This window comes from Pauljensenia sp. 27098_8_83, assembly GCF_041432695.1.
In the GTDB taxonomy this organism is placed as follows: domain Bacteria; phylum Actinomycetota; class Actinomycetes; order Actinomycetales; family Actinomycetaceae; genus Pauljensenia.
Genome location: NZ_JAPWAD010000003.1, coordinates 118,600 through 136,490 on the forward strand (window position 1 = coordinate 118,600; position 17,891 = coordinate 136,490).

Annotated in this window: 13 protein-coding genes; 3 read left to right on the forward strand and 10 right to left on the reverse strand. The window is 65.4% G+C overall.

The features are described 5' to 3' along the window. Window positions 1–64: 64 nt before the first annotated feature. The 4 genes from infB to rimP all read right to left on the reverse strand — a co-directional run bounded on the left by infB (window position 65) and on the right by rimP (window position 4,873). On the reverse strand, window positions 65–2,899 hold the full coding sequence (gene infB, locus O3656_RS02530) for a translation initiation factor IF-2 (RefSeq protein ID WP_500062480.1): 2,835 nt from the start codon (window positions 2,897–2,899) through the stop codon (window positions 65–67). A 136-nt stretch (window positions 2,900–3,035) separates the two neighbouring features. Beyond that, window positions 3,036–3,323 (reverse strand): YlxR family protein, encoded by a 288-nt coding sequence (locus O3656_RS02535; protein ID WP_500062481.1) that lies wholly within the window; start codon window positions 3,321–3,323, stop codon window positions 3,036–3,038. A 44-nt stretch (window positions 3,324–3,367) separates the two neighbouring features. Then, window positions 3,368–4,396 carry a transcription termination factor NusA gene (gene nusA, locus O3656_RS02540; protein ID WP_500062482.1) on the reverse strand — a complete coding sequence of 343 codons (1,029 nt, stop codon included), beginning with the start codon at window positions 4,394–4,396 and terminating at the stop codon, window positions 3,368–3,370. Window positions 4,397–4,402: 6 nt separating this feature from the next. Next, a complete protein-coding gene (gene rimP / locus O3656_RS02545) occupies window positions 4,403–4,873 on the reverse strand; it encodes a ribosome maturation factor RimP (protein ID WP_048675800.1) in 471 nt (156 codons plus the stop codon). A gap of 71 nt (window positions 4,874–4,944) precedes the next feature. On the opposite strand from rimP, the gene O3656_RS02550 reads away from it, so the two are divergent. Then, window positions 4,945–5,949 (forward strand): hypothetical protein, encoded by a 1,005-nt coding sequence (locus O3656_RS02550; RefSeq protein WP_500062483.1) that lies wholly within the window; start codon window positions 4,945–4,947, stop codon window positions 5,947–5,949. Between the two features lie 90 nt (window positions 5,950–6,039). Here O3656_RS02550 and O3656_RS02555 read toward each other — a convergent pair whose 3' ends face one another. The 3 genes from O3656_RS02555 to O3656_RS02565 form a co-directional block, all read right to left on the reverse strand. Then, entirely contained in the window at window positions 6,040–7,089 is a 1,050-nt protein-coding gene (locus O3656_RS02555) for a 3-isopropylmalate dehydrogenase (RefSeq protein ID WP_500062484.1), read from the reverse strand. Between the two features lie 140 nt (window positions 7,090–7,229). Beyond that, a complete protein-coding gene (locus O3656_RS02560) occupies window positions 7,230–9,509 on the reverse strand; it encodes an exo-alpha-sialidase (protein WP_500062485.1) in 2,280 nt (759 codons plus the stop codon). Window positions 9,510–9,670: 161 nt separating this feature from the next. After that, window positions 9,671–10,894: a glycosyltransferase gene (locus O3656_RS02565; protein WP_500062486.1), complete on the reverse strand. Its 1,224-nt coding sequence runs from the start codon at window positions 10,892–10,894 to the stop codon at window positions 9,671–9,673. Window positions 10,895–11,046: 152 nt separating this feature from the next. Here O3656_RS02565 and O3656_RS02570 point away from each other — a divergent pair, with 152 nt between their 5' ends. Continuing rightward, window positions 11,047–11,202, forward strand: coding sequence for a hypothetical protein (locus O3656_RS02570; protein ID WP_162837566.1), 156 nt, complete (start codon window positions 11,047–11,049; stop codon window positions 11,200–11,202). 114 nt (window positions 11,203–11,316) lie between these two features. On the opposite strand, the gene ilvC is transcribed toward O3656_RS02570, so the two are convergent. The 3 genes from ilvC to O3656_RS02585 are packed head-to-tail and all read right to left on the reverse strand — an operon-like array spanning window position 11,317 to window position 14,623. Continuing rightward, window positions 11,317–12,342, reverse strand: coding sequence for a ketol-acid reductoisomerase (ilvC, locus tag O3656_RS02575; RefSeq protein ID WP_500062487.1), 1,026 nt, complete (start codon window positions 12,340–12,342; stop codon window positions 11,317–11,319). A 2-nt stretch (window positions 12,343–12,344) separates the two neighbouring features. Further along, window positions 12,345–12,857: an acetolactate synthase small subunit gene (ilvN, locus tag O3656_RS02580; RefSeq protein ID WP_016461951.1), complete on the reverse strand. Its 513-nt coding sequence runs from the start codon at window positions 12,855–12,857 to the stop codon at window positions 12,345–12,347. Then, window positions 12,857–14,623 carry an acetolactate synthase large subunit gene (locus O3656_RS02585; RefSeq protein WP_500062488.1) on the reverse strand — a complete coding sequence of 589 codons (1,767 nt, stop codon included), beginning with the start codon at window positions 14,621–14,623 and terminating at the stop codon, window positions 12,857–12,859. Before O3656_RS02585 ends, ilvN begins: the two co-directional genes overlap by 1 nt. Window positions 14,624–15,029: 406 nt before the next feature. Between O3656_RS02585 and O3656_RS02590 the strand changes: the two genes are divergently transcribed. Then, a complete protein-coding gene (locus tag O3656_RS02590; RefSeq protein ID WP_500062498.1) occupies window positions 15,030–16,553 on the forward strand; it encodes an aspartate:alanine exchanger family transporter in 1,524 nt (507 codons plus the stop codon). The last annotated feature ends 1,338 nt before the right edge of the window (window positions 16,554–17,891 follow it).

A 17,891-nucleotide genomic window follows, 5' to 3' on the forward strand; every position in this document is an offset into this window, starting at 1 on the left:
AACATTACATGTGCGAAGATCGGGGCCCGAGCATGCCCGGACCCCGATACTTCACGCCACGGAATCAGTCACGAGCCTTCTCGCGCATCTCCCAGGTCTCAATGACGTCGCCTTCGGCGATGTCCTTGTAACCCAGGGTGATACCGCACTCGTAGCCCTCGCGGACCTCGGTGACATCGTCCTTCTCACGACGCAGGGACGCGATCTCGAGGTTGTCGGCGACAACGACGCCGTCGCGCACCAGGCGAGCCTTGGTGCCGCGCTTGATCGTGCCGGAACGGACGATCGAACCGGCGATGTTGCCGAACTTGCCGGAGCGGAAGACCTGGCGGATCTCCGCGGTGCCCAGCTGGACCTCCTCGTAGATCGGCTTGAGCATGCCCTTGAGGGCCGCCTCAATGTCGTCGATCGCAGAGTAGATGACGTTGTAGTACTTGATCTCGACGCCCTCGGCATCCGCCATCTCGGCCACACGCTCCGCAGGACGGACGTTGAAGCCGATGATGACCGCGTTGTCGACGGTCGCCAGGTTGACGTCGTTCTGCGTGATCGCACCGACACCGCGGTGGATGATACGCAGCGCGACCTCGTCGCCCACGTCGATGCGCAGCAGCGAGTCTTCCAGGGCCTCGACGGCACCGGACACGTCGCCCTTGATGACCAGGTTGAGGGTGTCGACCTCGCCCTCGGCCAGGACCTTGTCGAAGTCCTCCAGGGAGACGCGCTTGCGGCGCTTGGCCAGCAGAGCCTGACGCTCGGCAGCCTCACGCTTGTCGGCGATCTGGCGAGCCGTGCGGTCGTCGGGCGCAACCAGGAAGGAGTCACCGGCACGCGGGACGGACGTGAGACCGAGGACCGCGACGGGGGTCGACGGACCGGCCTCGGAGACGTCGTGACCAGCGTCGTCGAACATGGCGCGCACGCGGCCGTAGGACGAGCCGACCACCAGAGAGTCGCCCACGTGGAGGGTGCCGCGCTGGACCAGCATGGTCGCGACGGCACCGCGGCCCTTGTCCAGGTTCGCTTCGATGGCGACACCGCGCGCGTCGGTCTGGGGGTTGGCCTCGAGGGTCAGCGCCGCGTCGGCGGTCAGCAGGACGGCCTCAAGCAGCTCGCGGATGCCCGTGCGCTGCTTGGCGGAGATGTTGACGAACATGACGTCGCCGCCGTACTCCTCCGCGACCAGGCCGTACTCGGTGAGCTGGGAGCGGATCTTCTCCGGGTTCGCGCTTTCCTTATCGACCTTGTTGACTGCGACGACGATCGGAACACCGGCCGCCTGCGCGTGGTTGATGGCCTCAACCGTCTGGGGCATGACGCCGTCATCGGCAGCGACCACGAGGATCGCAATGTCGGTGACCTGTGCGCCACGGGCACGCATGGCCGTGAAGGCCTCGTGACCGGGGGTATCGATGAAGGTGATCGGGCGGGCGGTGCCGTCCTCAGCCTTGACCGTGACCTGGTAGGCGCCGATGTGCTGGGTGATGCCGCCGTGCTCGGTGTCGACGACGTCGGTGTGACGGATCGCGTCGAGCAGCTTGGTCTTACCGTGGTCGACGTGACCCATGACGGTGACCACCGGCGGTCGGGGCTGCATGTTCTCTGCGTCGTCCAGTTCTTCGGCCTCGAGGTCGATGTCGAAGGACTCGAGCAGTTCGCGGTCCTCATCCTCGGGGGAGACGACCTTGACGTCGTAGCCGAGCTCCGCGCCCAGGGCCTCGAAGGTGTCCTGGTCGAGGGACTGCGTGGCGGTTGCCATCTCGCCCAGGGCGAAGAGGACCGTCACGAGTGCTGCGGGATTGACGTCAATCTTCTCGGCGAGGTCGGCCAGGGACGCGCCCTGGCGGATACGGATCTGCGCGCCGTTGCCGCGCGGGATCGACACGCCGCCGATAACGGGCGCGTTCTGCTGCTCGTACTCTTGACGCTTCGCGCGCTTCGACTTGCGTCCGCGCTGCGAGCGGCCGCCTCCGCGACCGAATGCGCCCGGCGTGGAGCCGCGACCGCCGCGGCCACCGCCGCGGGGACCACCGAAGCCGCCGCCGTTGTTCTGAGGACCGCCGGTGCCTGCACCTGCGCCTCCGGGACGGCCATTGCCACGGCCGCGACCACCGCCGCGACCGCTGCGCTCTCCACCGCCGTTACCGGAGGCAGCATTACGAGCGAAGTTCGCCTGGCCGGGCATCATGCCCGGGTTCGGGCGGTTACCACCGGGACGCGGGGCACCGGGACGCGGAGCGCCCGGACGCGGACCGCCGTTGCCGGAGGCACCCGAACGAGCGGCGCCGGGGCGCGGACCGCCGTTGCCCGAAGCTCCCGGACGCGGGGCACCGGGGCGCGGGCCACCGGAGCCGCCCGGACGGGGCATGCCCTGGGAAGAGGCGTAAGGGTTGTTGCCCGGGCGCGGGCCGCCGGGGCGGGGGCCACCGGGGCGTGCCGGACGCGGGGCGTCGTGACGACGCGGTGCGGGCTTGGGGGCGCTGGAATCCGCGGGCTTGCGGCCGGCGGGCTTGGGCGCACCTTCAGGCTTCTTACCACGAGGCTTGGGAGCGCTCTTGGGAGCCGCAGCGGGCTTCGGCGCGCCGGGCTTGGGGCCATCCGCCTTGGGGGCAGCGGCCTTGGGGGCGCCAGCCTTGGGTGTCGCTTCGGCGGGGGCCGCGGCCTTCTTCGCAGCGGGCTTGGCCGCACTGGGCTTGGGAGCCTTGGCGGCGGGCTTCGCGTCCGCCTTCTTGGTCTTGGGTGTCGCCGCGAACTTCTCGCGCATCTGCCGCACGACGGGCGGTTCGAGCGAGGACGAGGACGACTTGACGAATTCACCTGCTTCCTTCAGGTGACCCATCAGTTCTTTGCTGGTGATTCCGAGCTCTTTGGCGAGCTCGTGGACACGCAACTTTGCCACATTTCTCCATTCCGGAAGCGTCTCCGGTCCGGAGACGCCTTACTGATATTGCTGGCAGCTCATCGCTGGGTACTCATCGGGTGCCCATCAGCTTCCAACCCGCTTCCATTTTCTCGGCGTTGATGGCCCGTGGCCATCACTGGTGGTTGATCAACTCCTCCACGTCGTCCCACACAGCCTCCGACACGTTTCCCGTTCGGAATGCGCGCGCGAGGCCGCGTCTGACTCGAGCTTTCTGGACGCACCCCGCATCGGGGTGGACCCAGGCACCTCGGCCTGGAAGAGTCGCCGTCGGATCGAGGTGAATCGAGCCGTCTGGCGAACGCACGATCCGCACGAGTGCGGTTCTGTGTGCGTGTGCACCGCATCCGATGCAGGTGCGCCGGGGCCCGGAGGTGGGCACTGGCGGCACAGAATACGACACAATCCCCTAGCTTAGTCCAGCTAGGGGATTGCTCGTCTGAGATTCTATGAGCGACTTGTCACGTCGTCGGGGGTGGAGACACGCGACACGATCGCGTCGTCGCCGGTTTCCGTGTCGGCGTGAATATCGATGTGGTAGTTCGTCAGGCGCGCCGCAAGTCGGGCGTTCTGGCCTTCCTTACCGATGGCCAGCGAGAGCTGGAAGTCCGGGACGATGGCCGTCGCAGTGCGATTATCCACCGAGTGGACGACAACGCGGGTAACGCGGGCGGGCGACAGCGAGTTTGCGACGAAGCGCGCCGGATCGTCGGAGTAGTCAACGATGTCGATCTTCTCCCCGCCCAGCTCAGCCATGACGGAGCGCACGCGCGCGCCCATCGGGCCAATGCACGCGCCCTTGGCGTTGATGCCCTCGCGCGTGGCGGCCACCGCGATCTTCGTGCGGTGTCCGGCCTCGCGGGCAATCGCCTTGATCTTGACGAGGCCCTGCTGGATCTCGGGAACCTCGCGCTGGAAGAGGCCGGCGACGAGGTTGGGGTGGGTGCGCGACAGGGTGATGCGCGGTCCGCGCTCGGTGCGCTCGACGCCCACGACGTAGGCGCGGATGCGATCTCCGTGACGGTAGGTCTCGCCGGGGACCTTTTCGCCGTCGGGCAGGACAGCCTCGAAATCGTCGGAGACCTGGACCATCGTGGGCCGGCCGGGGCGCGGAGCCTGGACGGTGCCCGTGATGACCTGTCCTTCGCGTCCCGCGAAATCACCGAACACGCGCTGGTCGTCGGCGTCGCGCAGGCGCTGCATGATGACGGATCGCGCGGTCGACTGGGCGATACGGCCGAAGTTCTTCGGGGTGTCGTCGAACTCGCCAATGGGGTTGCCGTCTTCGTCCTCGTCCATGGCCATGACGGTGACGCGACCGGTCTTCTTGTCGATTTCGATGCGGGCCTGGGAGATGGCTCCGGGCAGGTTGTGATACGCCTTGAGCAGGGCTTCTTCGATGGCATCAACGAGGGTTTCGAGGCTGACGCCCTTCTCGTTTTCCACCATCCGCAGTGCGGTCATATCGATTTCCATGGTCTCCTACTTCCCCGTTCCAAAGTCGACGCGGGAGCGCGCCTTCCTCATGTCAGAATAGTCAATGGTAGTCGTTTCACCGTCGACATCGATCGTTGCACTGGTCTCGTCAGCCGCCACGACGCGTCCGGAAACATATCCACCAGCGCGCAGCTTGATGCGCACGAGACGTCCGATCTGGCGCATCCAATGCCCGACTTTCGTCAGTTCGCGTTCGGCCCCCGGCGTGGACACCTCCAGCAGGTACTCGCCGTCGATCGGGTCCGCGGCGTCCAACGCTTTCGACACGGCACGGGACACCTCAGCGAGGGTGTCCGAGTCGATTCCGTCGGCGCCGATCGGCGCTTCGACGATGACCCGCAGGAGCGGCATCGCATCGGAGCGCGAGCGGGTCACTGAGTCCAGTTCCAGTCCCGACTGTTCGACCACGGGAGCCAGCAGCTCCTCGAGCGGTCCATCTGACGTGGACGATGCCATATGCGCCTATCTTTCTCTCGCGTACGCGGGTCAGTTCCCTATCCTACCCGGGGGTGTGGGATGATGCGGGTGTGCGTTTCGCAAAACTGACTTTAACCACACGCCGTTTCCCCGGCCTCGTCGCGACTGGGGTGGCGGTTCTCGCGCTGTCCGCGTGCTCGCCGTCCTCTCTGCCCACCCTGACCGGATTCGCCGCCGTACGCGACCAAGCTGCGCGCACGGAGTCGGCGGCTTCCGATCGGGCGACCCAGCTTGCCGAGGTCGCGACGGACTGCGCGTCCTGTTCGGCGGCTCTGCGCGCTGTCGCGGCGGCCTCGGACGAGCGCCTGGAGGCACTGGGTGGCCTGTGGGACCCGTGGGGCGGAACCCCGCCCGAGGGTGCCTCTGCCCCCGCCGCCGTGTCCGAGGCCCCCACCGACGTGTCGGCGTTCGTCGCGTGGCTTGCCCGCACGGCGACCCGCGACCTGGAGATCGCCGCGGACACGAATCGTACGAGCGCCGATGAGGCCCGCACCCTGTCGGCTGCGGCACTCGGTCGTTACGCGAGCGCGGTCACGATCGCCCAGGCGTATGGCATTGACCTGGATGCAGGGCTAGACCAAGCGCTCCTTGTCAACGACCGCGTGAATGCGGCCTCGCGTCAGGGAGTCCAGACCTGGTCAATCGATCTTTTCGACGCGCCGGGAATATCAGCGTCCTTCGCCCCCTCGGGCAAGGATCTGGCATCCTCTCAGGAGCTGTCGAGTGCAGTCGCTACCTGGGATTGCACGGCGTCAACCCTCCCTCAGGCGCAGGTGAGTGCGGGCACGCTGAGTGACGCATACGCCGTGTCGGGTGAGCTACTCACGCGCGCCGACACCGCGCTGCGTGCCGGAGCTGCCGACACACGAACGCCTCGCTGCACACTTGGTTTCCTCGATGCACCCTCCCTGGCATCAAACCTGCTCGCGGCGGACTCCGCCATGCTGGCCAGCAACTCCTCCGATGTGCGCAGCGCCGGAGCCAGCGCCGCGTTGGCGGACATCCAGCAGTGGGCTCCTCGTACGTCCCTGCCCGCCCTCATCGGCACGCGCTGACAGCGAGCTCCTCGCCTCACGGGCGCTTCCATACAGGCACGAGGGCCGCTCCCCCATCCCGGGGAGCGGCCCTCGTGTTTCGCGTGAGTCTCAGACCCTAGCGGCGATGTCATCGCCGATCTGCGAGGTGGAGCGCACGAGCGGATGCCCGGCTGCCGCAGCCTCGGCTCGCGCCGCCATGTCGGCGTCGATTGCGGCGCGCACACGCTCGGCTTCCTCGGCGTAGCCCATGAAGTCGAGCATCAGCGCGACCGAGGAGATGGTCGCGGTCGGATCCGCCTTGCCCTGTCCCGCGATGTCGGGGGCAGAGCCGTGCACGGGCTCGAACATGGAGGGGTACTCGCGCGAGGGGTTGAGGTTGCCGGACGCACTCAGGCCGATACCACCGGTGACGGCCCCGGCCTCGTCGGTGAGGATGTCACCGAAAAGGTTGTCGGTGACAATAACGTCGAAGCGCGCGGGGTCGGTGACCATGTAGATGGTGGCAGCGTCGATGTGGCAGTAATCGACGCGCACCTCGGGATACTCCTCCCCCACCTCGTCGACGATGCGACGCCACATGTGTCCGGCGTTCACCAGGACGTTGTGCTTGTGGACGAGGGTGAGGTGCTTCTTGCGCGAGGCGGCCGCTTCGAAGGCGTAGCGCACGACGCGCTCGACGCCGTAGGCGGTGTTGACACTGACCTCGGTTGCGATCTCGTGCGGGGTGCCCACGCGCACGGCACCGCCGTTACCGCAGTAGAGGCCCTCTGTGCCTTCGCGCACGACGACGAAGTCGATGTCGCCGGGGTTGGCCAGGGGGCTGGGCACACCCTCGTAGTACTTGGAGGGACGCAGGTTCACGTAGTGGTCGAGAGCGAAGCGCAGCTTGAGCAGCAGGCCTCGTTCAAGGACGCCGGAGGGGACGGAGGGGTCGCCGACTGCGCCGAGGAGAATCACGTCGTGGCGCTTGATGGCCTCGAGGTCCTCGTCGGTGAGGGTGTCACCGGTGGCGTGCCAGCGCTCGGCCCCCAGGTTGAAGTGGGTCGTGGAGTAGTCGACGCCCTTGTCCGCCAGGACGCAATCCAGGACCTTGAGGCCTTCGGGGACGATCTCCTTGCCGATGCCGTCGCCAGGGATTACTGCGATGTTCAGTGTCATAGCTCCATCTTCCCCCGCCCGAGGCCCCGAGGAGGGAATCGTTCCACCACGTGGGCCGTTTTCCGGGTGACGTCTCCCATAGACGAGGCCGGGGCCGGGAGGGCACGTACGCTCCCCCGACCCCGGCTCGGTCAGACGGATTAGATCCACGCACCCGAGGGAGCGAAGAAGTACCAGCGGCCGTCGATCAACTGCCAGCCGGTGACCATATTGCCATTGTCGGCGAAGTAGTACCAGGTGGAACCGATGTGCTGCCAGCCGGTGAGCATGGCTCCCGAGGGAGCCATGTAGTACCAGCTACCGGCGTACTGCCAGCCCGTGAGCATCGCCCCGGAGGCGTTGAAGAGGTACCAGGTGCCACCGACCTGCGCCCAGCCGGTCGCCATCGCTCCCGTCGCGGGGTCGAGGTAGTACCAGGCACCATCGTGGACCCAGCCGCTCACGCGGGCACCGTAGGCGTTGTAGTAGCTCCACACGCCACCCTGGTTGTCCCAGCCGGTGACCATCATGCCATCTGCGCCGAAGCGGTAGGTGGCCTCGCCGATCGTGATGGTCTGGTTCGTCGCGTAGCTGGAGTCTTCCAGCTGCCACTTCCAGCCGTTTCCGGTGTTCACCCAATGTGCGGGGGTGACAGCCGGGGCGGGTTCAGGGGTGGGCTGCGGGTCCGGAGTGGGCTGCAGGTCCGGGGTGGGCTGCGGGTCCGGAGTGGGCTGCGGATCCGGAGTGGGGTCCGGAGTGGGCTGCGGATCCGGAGTCGGCTCTTCGCCGGGGTCGGTCAGCCCCAGGTAGGAGGCGTCAATGCGCATGAACTCGATGTTCTTGTAGCCGCCGGACTCGTACAGCAGGCCCCAGGTGCCATCCCCGAGGGGATGCAGCGTCGAGTAGGCCATCTCGCCGCTCTCGAAAACCGTGCCGTCGTTCCAGGTGAAGCCGTCATCGTAGGAGACCCGGATAGTGCCGTTGGCACGGGCGCTGGACGAATCGGCGTTGGAGAAGAGCAGGACGCGGGCGCGCGCGGAACCCTCGGGGGCGTCCGGGTATGCGCGCACAATGGAGGCGTTGTTACGCGGGTCGGTCAGATCCCAGTTGTGGCGGAACGGGCCCCAGGTCTGCCCGCCATCGTAGGAGATGGCTTCGAGGCGCTGGCCGGCGGTGCCCTGCGTACGCGAGTTGAGGAGCAGGCGCCCGTCGGAGAGCTCGACAACCTTGTTCTCGTCGGCGCTGCCCTCGGTGGGCGCGCCGGGCTTCCAGGTCGCGCCGTGGTCGTCGGAGTAGACGGAGACGGCCATGAGCGAGGTCGTGCCGGAGTTGGCGACCGCGTACTGCTGGATGAGGCGACCGGCGTGGGCGCCGTAGCGCAGCTGGATTCCTTCACCGGAGGACGCGAAGCGCGTGAACCACTGGTCGGTGTGACCTGCGGTCACCTGGTCGGTGATGGTGCGGGGGTTGACCCAGGTCTCGCCGTTGTCGTGGGATTCGACGACGTGGGCGTGCAGGATGTTACGCGCTGCGGGGTCAGTGCCCAGCTGGGACTGGAAGAGACCGGCGTCGTAGGACTTGACCGAGAATAGGAAGATCGTTCCGGTGGTGCGGTCGACGACGAAGGAGGGATCGGAGTAGCCGACCTTCTGCGCGCCGGGGGTGCCTGCAAGCGCGGTCTGGATGGAGGTCCAGGACTTACCGCCGTCCTTGGAGATGCGGTAGACGATGGAGTTCGCCTGGGGCGCATCCTGGCAGGTATCGGGGCGCCCGTCCCACGCGGCGATGATCCATCCGTTGGTGGCGGTGGTCAGCGCGGGGATGCGGTGACAGCCAAAGCCGGCGAGGCCTGGGGATGCGAGGCGCACCTTCTCGCCGATCGCGTAGTCATGCGGTGTCTCCAGCGGGTCGGGGGCCGGGGGCCGTTCGCCCTGGGCGACGGTCACCGGGTCGGCGTTCGCGGTGATGTCACCGGCGATGACGTCTGTGCCGTTGCGGTCGCGGGTGGCGGCCCACGTGGTCATCGGAGTGAAGGTTCCGGCCGCGACGTCGTCGGCGGTCACGGTGTGCGTCGCGGTCGTGCACTGCTTGGTGGTGTGTGCGGCGAGGTTATGCCAGCGGCAGTTGGGGGCGCCGGTGGTCAGCACGCCGGACAGGTTCGAGGCCACCGGGAAGACGGTCAGAGCACTGTCTGTGTTGTTGGTGTAGGTGACGGTGATGGTGATGAGGTCGCCTTCGTACACCGTGTCTCCGTGGGAGTCGGTGCGCGCCACGGTAACGGTGATGGGGGCCGAACCTTCGTCGGTTACCGAGGCCGTCACCGGGGCTAGCGCACCGGTGTCACTGGCCGGGGTGGCGAGCGCGGGAACCGAGAGAGTCGCGCACAGCAGCGCGGCTCCCGAGGCTGCCGCGAGGGCACGCCCGTAGTGGCGGAGGGTCATCGTTGGTCCTTCCGAGATGAGTTGTCAATCAGCGGGCAGTGAGTCATGACTCACTCTCCACGGGATTCATCATACAAATTTAGATGCTGACTAACCAGTTATACGACAGATATTTTTATCAGCGTCTAGGATAATTACCCCGCAACTTCGAGGACCGGCGTTCACCTGTCAGGCTGAGCACCTGGAAATTCTCCCCCGCCGACCAACCAGCCATAGACACGCTCCAGCTCACGGACACAGACACGGATGTCATACTGAGCTTCCACGCCCCGATATCGCACGGCCTCAGCTCGACGAGCCTCGCCCCCTCGGTCAATCCACGCATCAATGACGCGCGCGAGCGAGCGCGGATTCCCTGCCTCGAACACACTCTCCTCTGTCAGCGCAAACTGACTGGTTGCCGTCAGAGGACCACACGCGAGAACAGGGACCACGCCGTGACGCAGCGCCTCAAGAGCGCCGAGGCCCTCCACCTCGATCCGGGCGGCATGCACATAGAGATCAGAGCGCTCCGAGGCGCGAGCCATCTTCTCCGCATTCATAAAAGTAAAGCGAACGGGACGCTCGATGACCCCAGCGCGCACGAGCCGATCCGCCTGGGCCCGCAGCTGCCGCTCGGTCGGACCTCGCCCCGCCAGGGTCAGCTCGATAGAGCGAGCATGAGAACTGAAGCGCAGCGCCCGCAGGATCGTCGCCTGATCTTTCTCGCGCGAAAAGCGCCCGATTGACAGCAGACGCACGACGGACGACTCTTCCCCCTTGCACCCACATTCAACGCTCACACCACCCAGCGGCACACCATTAGAGAGAACAAAGAGCCGCGGAGAAAGCCCCAACGAGGAGACCCGCCGCCATACCGATTCTGAGGGGCATTGGAGCGCGCCGCACCGATCAAAAATGAAGCGCTTCCACAGCCGAAGAATCACGCGATTGAGGGCAGCGCAACGATCAAGATAGACGGAGGCCGTGAGATTTTCGGGATGAATATGATAGGTCGCCATCGCGGGCACACCGCGATCACGCGCACGCCGAGCAACCGCGGACTGCAGTATGAAGGGCTCTTCCAGGTGGACCACGTCCGCCCAGTCGAGAGCCCGATCAATCTGGCGCCGGTCCGAGCGAGCAAACGCGTAGCCCTGCGAGGCAATAAGAGGCGCCAACAGCGGAACGCGAAGATGCGGGAGCGGATAGTCAGGGGCACCGATACCGCAATCGTCACCGTCGAGCGGCGGCGCAGACAGCACGCGAACATCGTGCCCCCGCTCACGCAACAGCGCGATCATGCGACGCGCGGACGCAGCGAGTCCATTCCCACGCGTGTAGAGGTCATTGATGACGAACAGGATCTTGAGCCGGGTGGATAAATCCGCCCCCTGAGTAGCCATGCCCCGATTCTACTCAGGAGACCATGACAAGAATCCCTGACGCAGACACAGGCAACACCAGCAGTCAATGCAAGACGTCACAAAGAGTTGCTCAGTAGGTAGTTACTAATAAACTGATGCTGTCAATCAATCTTTCACAGCAAGGAATCACAGTGCGCCCCTCCCGTCGAACTCTGACGCGCGTCGCGTCGGCCGCCGTCGCTTCCCTCGTGATCGTTGCGCCGATCTCCACCGTCTCCAACGCGGACGCCCTCTCCCCCGCACCCCTTCCGTGGACGAACGGTTCCGACGAAGCACCATCGAACTAACTCTCGCGCAAACGCTGCCGAGCCCACCCGCGCCTATCAGCGCAAAAGAGCCCCAGCCTCGTCCCACATTGGGAACGAGGCCGGAGCTTGGTCTATCCGAGAAGGACAGTGAGATCAGCGCGCGGCGCTGCCCTCGGTGTAGTCCTCGTCAGAGTCGGTCCAACCGAAGGCCTTGCGCAGCTTCTGGCCGGTCTTCTCGATCGGGTGAGCCTCTTCCTCGGCGCGCAGCGCCTTGAACTCGAGGGCACCGTTATCCTGATCGGCGATGAACTTGCGGGCGAAGGTGCCGTCCTGGATGTCGGCCAGAACAGCCTTCATGGCCTCCTTGGAGGCCTCGCCAATGACGCGCGGGCCGGAGACGTAGTCGCCGTACTCAGCGGTGTCGGAGCAGGACCAACGCTGCTTGGTGATGCCACCCTCGTTGATGAGGTCGACGATCTGCTTCATCTCGTGGCAGACCTCGAAGTAGGCGATTTCCGGCTGGTAGCCAGCCTCGACCAGGGTCTCGAAGCCGGCCTGGATCAGGTGGGAGACGCCGCCGCACAGGACAGCCTGCTCGCCGAACAGGTCGGTCTCGGTCTCCTCGGTGAAGGTCGTCTTGATGACGCCGGCGCGGGTGCCGCCGATGCCCTTCGCGTAGGACAGGGCCAGCTCCCAGGCCTTGCCGGAGGCGTCCACCTCGACGGCGACGACGTCCGGAGTGCCCTTGCCCTGCACGTAGGTCTCGCGAACCTTGTGGCCGGGGCCCTTGGGGGCGACCATGATGACGTCGTGGCCGGCGGGGACCTCAATGTAGCCGTACCGGATGTTGAAGCCGTGCGCGAAGAGGAGGGCGGCACCTTCCTTCAGGTTGGGGGCAATCTGCTCGGCGTAGACGTAGCGCTGGACCTGGTCGGGCAGCAGCACGGAGACGACGTCGCCCTCGGCGACGGCCTCGGCCACGTCCTTGACCTCGAGGCCAGCGGCCTCAGCCTTGGCCCACGAGGAAGAACCGGGGCGCAGGCCGACGACCACGTCAACTCCGGAATCCTTCAGGTTCAGCGCGTGCGCGTGACCCTGCGAACCGTAACCAATGATGGCAACCTTCTTGGACTGGATCAGCGCCAGGTCTGCGCCGTCATCGTAGATGATCTCTGCCATTTTCATTTCTCCTTCAGTTGATCCGTGATCGAGCGAGACCCGCGGCCGATGGCCACGGCGCCCGACTGGACGAGTTCGGTGACGCCGTATGGCTCCAGGGCCCGCAGCAGCGCCTCCAGCTTGGGTAGGGAGCCGATCGATTCGATGACGACCGACTCGGGTTGCACGTCGACGACGTGTGCGCGGAACAGGTCCACGATCTGCAGGACCGAGGTGCGACGGGTCTCGTCAGCCTGGACCTTCATCATGAGCAGACGCCGTTCGACGGAGTCTTCGGGCTCAAGCTCGACGACCTTGAGGACGTTGATGAGCTTGTTGAGCTGCTTGACCACCTGCTCGATGGGCGCGGAGTCTGCGTCCACGATGATGGTCATGCGGGAGATCTCGGGGTGTTCGGTCTCTCCCACGGTCAGCGACTTGATATTAAAGGCGCGGCGGGCGAAAAGCGCGGCGACGCGAGTGAGCACGCCGGGCTTGTTCTCGACCAACACGGCCAGAGTGTGACGATTTGTCATCAGTCTTCCACCTCCCAGTCGGGCGCCATGCCCTTGGCGTAACGAATCTCATCGTTGGACACGCCCGCGGCGACCATCGGCCAGACCATCGAGTCTTTGGAGACGCGGAAGTCAATGAGCACGGGGCGATCATTGATCGACATGGCCCATTCGATGGCCTCGTCGACCTCGTCGGTGGAGCGCACGGTGCGCGCCGCCATGCCGTAGGCCTGGGCGAGCATCTCGAAGTTGGGGATCTGTTCGCCTTCGACGGGGTTGAGCGTCGTGTTCGAGTAGCGCTTGCCGAAGAACAGGGACTGCCACTGGCGCACCATGCCCAGCACCGAGTTGTTGATGAGGGCGACCTTGATCGGAATGTTGTTGATCGTGCAGGTGGCCAGCTCCTGGTTGGTCATCTGGAAGGAGCCGTCGCCGTCGATCGCCCACACGACCTTGTCGGGAGCGCCGACTTGGGCGCCCATGGCTGCGGGGATGCAGTAACCCATGGTGCCGGATCCGCACGAGGAGATGAAGCTACGCGGGTTGTCCAGCGTAATGAACTGGGAGGCCCACATTTGGTGCTGGCCCACGCCCGTCACGTAGATCGCGTCGGGGCCGACCTTGTCGGACAGCTTCTTGATGACCTCCTGGGGCGCCATCATGCCGTCGTCGGGCTCGGCCCATCCGATCGGGTACTTGGTGCGCAGACGGTCGAGGTAGCGCCACCATCCGGAAATGTCGGCCTTGTTTTCCGACGAGGCCTGGGCGATTTCCTGGGTGAGGATCGGCAGGGCGGTCGCCAGGTCGGCGACGATCGGAATGTCGGCGTGGCGGTTCTTCGAGATCTCCGCTGCGTCGATGTCGATGTGCACGACGTTCGCGCGGGGTGCGAAGGAGTCGAGGCGGCCGGTCACGCGGTCGTCGAAGCGGGCACCGAGCGCCACGATGAGGTCCGCGCGCTGGAGCGCACCGACGGCGGCCACGGTACCGTGCATGCCGGGCATGCCGAGGTTGTGGCGATCAGAGTCAGGGAAGGCGCCGCGGGCGGTCAGCGTGGTGACGACGGGGGCGTTCGTGACCTCGACGAACTCAGCAAGGGCATCGGTAGAGCCGGAGCGCACGATGCCGCCACCGACGTAGAGGACGGGAGCCTGGGCATCGGCGATCGCGCGGGCAGCCGCACGCACCTGCTTCATGTTCGGCTTGTCTGCAACGCGGTAGCCGGGCAGATCCAGGACCGGAGGCCAGGAGAAGTCCATCTCGGCAACCTGCGCGGACTTGGTGATGTCCACGAGAACGGGGCCTGGGCGACCGGTAGCCGCGAGGTGGAAAGCCTCGGCCAGGCGCGCGGGGATCTCCGCGGGATCCGTGACCAGGAAGGAGTGCTTGGTGATGGGCATCGATGCACCGACGACGTCGGCTTCCTGGAAGGCGTCACTGCCGATCAGGGAGGCACCGACCTGTCCTGAGATCACGACGATCGGAACCGAGTCCATAGATGCGTCACCCAGGGCTGTCAGCACGTTGGTAGCTCCGGGACCGGAGGTCACGATCGCGCAGCCGACCTTACCGGTGGCCAGGGCGTAGCCTTCGGCGGCGTGTCCCGCGCCCTGCTCGTGACGGACAAGGATGTGGCGCACAGACGTCGACGCCATCAGCGGGTCGTACGTCGGCAGGATTGCGCCGCCGGGCATACCGAACACGTCGGTGACGCCCAGGGCTTCGAGGCTGGCCACGATAGCCTCGGCTCCGGTCATGCGGGTGGTGTTGGCGGTGTCGCTCACCATTCGTCCTCTCAATCGTTGGGACCGTCTCAAAGAAAAAACCCCGTCAAATCCGGCCAAACAGCGCGGATGCGGGGATTTCGGCGTGCGATCCATCCTCACGTTACACGGCAGGCATCGCACGCCCGGGTACGATGACCAGGGCAAGGACTCCAATTCCGCGAACGTCAAGCATGGCTTTACCGTATCTCTCTTGAGCTCTCCGCTCCTTATCCATCTCATTGTGCGGACCTTAAGAGCCTGAATGCTATCTAGGACGATGGACTGAGATACACAGCACTTCTTGCTGCTTTAATTGATACATACCTCATATCACAATCCACAACACGGAGATTTCATCGTGCACCAGGTGTTCGAGATTCTGAGCGAGCAGCCAGTTCTGTTCCTCTTCCTTCTCATCGGTATAGGCATGGCGTTTGGCCATGTGAAAATCAAAGGCATTGGCCTCGGCGCTGCCGCCGTTCTGTTCTTCGCCATCGTGTTGGCTGCGTGGGCGCAGTCCTACGACATCGAGCTGCGCGTTACCCCGCAGCTGGGCACCCTCGGCCTGACGCTGTTCACGTTCGCGATCGGCATCAACTCGGGCGCCTCGTTCTTCCACAACTTGAAGACCGCCATCGGCCCGATCCTGACGATGGTTGCCTTCTACGGCATCGCAGCCACAGCAGGCCTGTACATCGGTAAGGCCATGGGGATGGATGTTCCCCTCATCGCCGGTACCTTCGCGGGTTCCGTGACGAACACCCCCGCACTGGCAGCAGCAGGCGAGGCATCCGGCGATCCCGCCCGTGCAACCGTCGGTTACTCGATCGCTTACCTCTTCGGCGTCATCGGCATGCTGGCCGCCTCGATGGCTGCCCTGCACTACGGCCGTAACGACAAGGATGCTCCCTCCCCCCTGTCCAACCGCACGATCCGCGTCGAGCGCGACGATCACCCCTTCGTCGGCGATATCTACGAGAAGCTCGGCGAGAAGGTTTCCTTCTCCCGTCTGCGTCGCGGCGAGACCGGCCCGATCACCCGCCCCCAGATGTCCGACACCCTGGATCCCGGGGACCTCGTGACCGTCGTCGGCCCTCGCGAGCTCGTCGCGCGCGCCGCCACCGAGCTGGGGCATGCCTCCTCTCACTCCCTCATGCAGGACCGCTCCTACCTGGACTTCCGCCGCGTGACGATCTCCAATCCGAAGGTCGCCGGCCGCACGGTCGCCTCGCTCGGCCTCGCCAAGGAGTTCTCCGCGACGATTTCGCGCGTGCGCCGCGGTGACGTCGACATGGTCGCCGAGCCGGGCCTGGTGCTCCAGGAGGGCGACCGCGTGCGTGTCGTTGCCCCCACGTCCAAGATGGCTGAGATCACGAAATTCTTCGGTGACTCGTCCCGAGGCCTCACGGACCTCAACCCGATCGCCCTGGGCATCGGCATGGCGCTGGGCATCGCGATCGGTGAACTTCCGATCCTGACCCCCTCCGGCGAGTACTTCTCGATCGGCTCCGCCGCCGGCACGCTTATCGTCGGCCTGATCTTCGGCCGCATCGGCCGCATCGGCCCCATCGCGACGGCTCTGCCCTTCACGACCTGCCAGGTCATGGCCGAGCTCGGCCTACTCATCTTCCTTGCCCAGGCCGGCGCAAAGGCCGGCGGCCAGATCCTCGAGGCCTTCACCTCGGGCGACTGGATCCGAATCTTCGCGCTCGGTGTCATCATGACGTCGATCATGGCGATCGGCCTGTACTGCACCATGCGGTGGGTGTTCAAGATGGGTGGCACGAAGCTTGCGGGTCTGCTCGGTGGTGCCCAGACGCAGCCCGCCGTCCTCGCCTTCGCGAACGGCCGCACCAACGCCGATCCGCGCGTGGCTCTCGGTTACGCGCTCGTCTACCCGGTCGCAATGGTCGGCAAGATCGTCGTCGCCCAGATCCTGGGTGGCATGTAACAGCGACTGCTTCCGTGGGACATTCCCGGGGTATTCCTGGGGTATTCCCGCGCCACGCGGCGATACCGGCAACCTCGCATGGGGTATTCCTGGGGTATTCCTGGGGTATTCCTGGGGTATTCCCGCGACGTCCCATGGGGCCGACCCTTTCGAGTCGGCCCCATCCGTATGCCTGCTCATCGTCTCCTGAGCACGTCACGACACGGCAGCGCCGTCCCTACCAACGGCGCTGTGAGGCTTGCAGGGCGCAGCTGGGGTGCCCGTGGCCCCTGAAAGAACCTACTCCCCCAAAGTCGCACATAATTCGATTGCATGAACTTTCAACAATGTCCGAAAACGTTGCAATTTCAACACCTTGAGTTCATATCTTGAAACAGTCGCAGGGGAATTACGTGCGAAATTTCTGAGAAGCGCGAAAGCACCAATACGATCAGATGAAAGTCGGCGCATGGCCGCCGAGGCCTGGCTGCGGTGTCCGTGGGCGCCGGAGGGGCCTGGTAGCCAAAAGCCAACTCGGGGCCAGCGAGGCCTGGCTGCGGTGCCCGTGGGCCAACAGCCCCACCGTCGGCGCATGATCTGGATAGGTTGTGCGCACGCGGATAGGTTATGCACATCCGGATAGGTTATTAAGCTATCCGGATGTTCGTTACCTATCCGGATGCGTGTTGGTGCCAGCTCATCACCATCGATGACCGGATTGAGGCACTACCGATCCGGATGCGTGTTGATCCCCGGTGCGGGGCCGCCCATGACCGCAGCGACGAGCCCAGGACCCACGCCAGTGCCGGTCCGACACCTCAGCGCCGATTTCACAAGCTGCGGCGCGGCCTCCAATCGGGCGGTGCCGAGAAGCAACTCGTCCTATCTTCCTCAGAGAGACTGAAACCGGGACAAAACTCTCCCTGCACAGGCAAAACGGCCCGAATTCCACGTTTTTGGGCGAGCAGGGGGAATTTTGTCACGGAAATGCCCCAACGTCCGTGCGCTTGGCGAATTTTGTCACGGACATGCCCCGAAGTCCGCGCGCTTGGCGAATTTTGTCACGGACATGCCCCGAAGTCCGCGCGCTTGGCGAATTTTGTCACGGACATGCCCCGAAGTTCCTCGACCGGGCACGTTCTGTCCGGCCATAAGCTGTACGCTCGCACGTTCACCCACTGGCTCATACGTCCACCGGCTACTCCATCGATGGGCAGGCACCACACACGGGGCCAGCGAGGCCTGGCTGCGGTGCCCGCGGGCGGTGGCGGGGCCTGGCCGGGCTTCGAGATCGATCACTCCGAGCCGAAGGCTCGCGTGTGGCGATCTCGCGGGCGGGCCGCCGCCCACGGGCACACA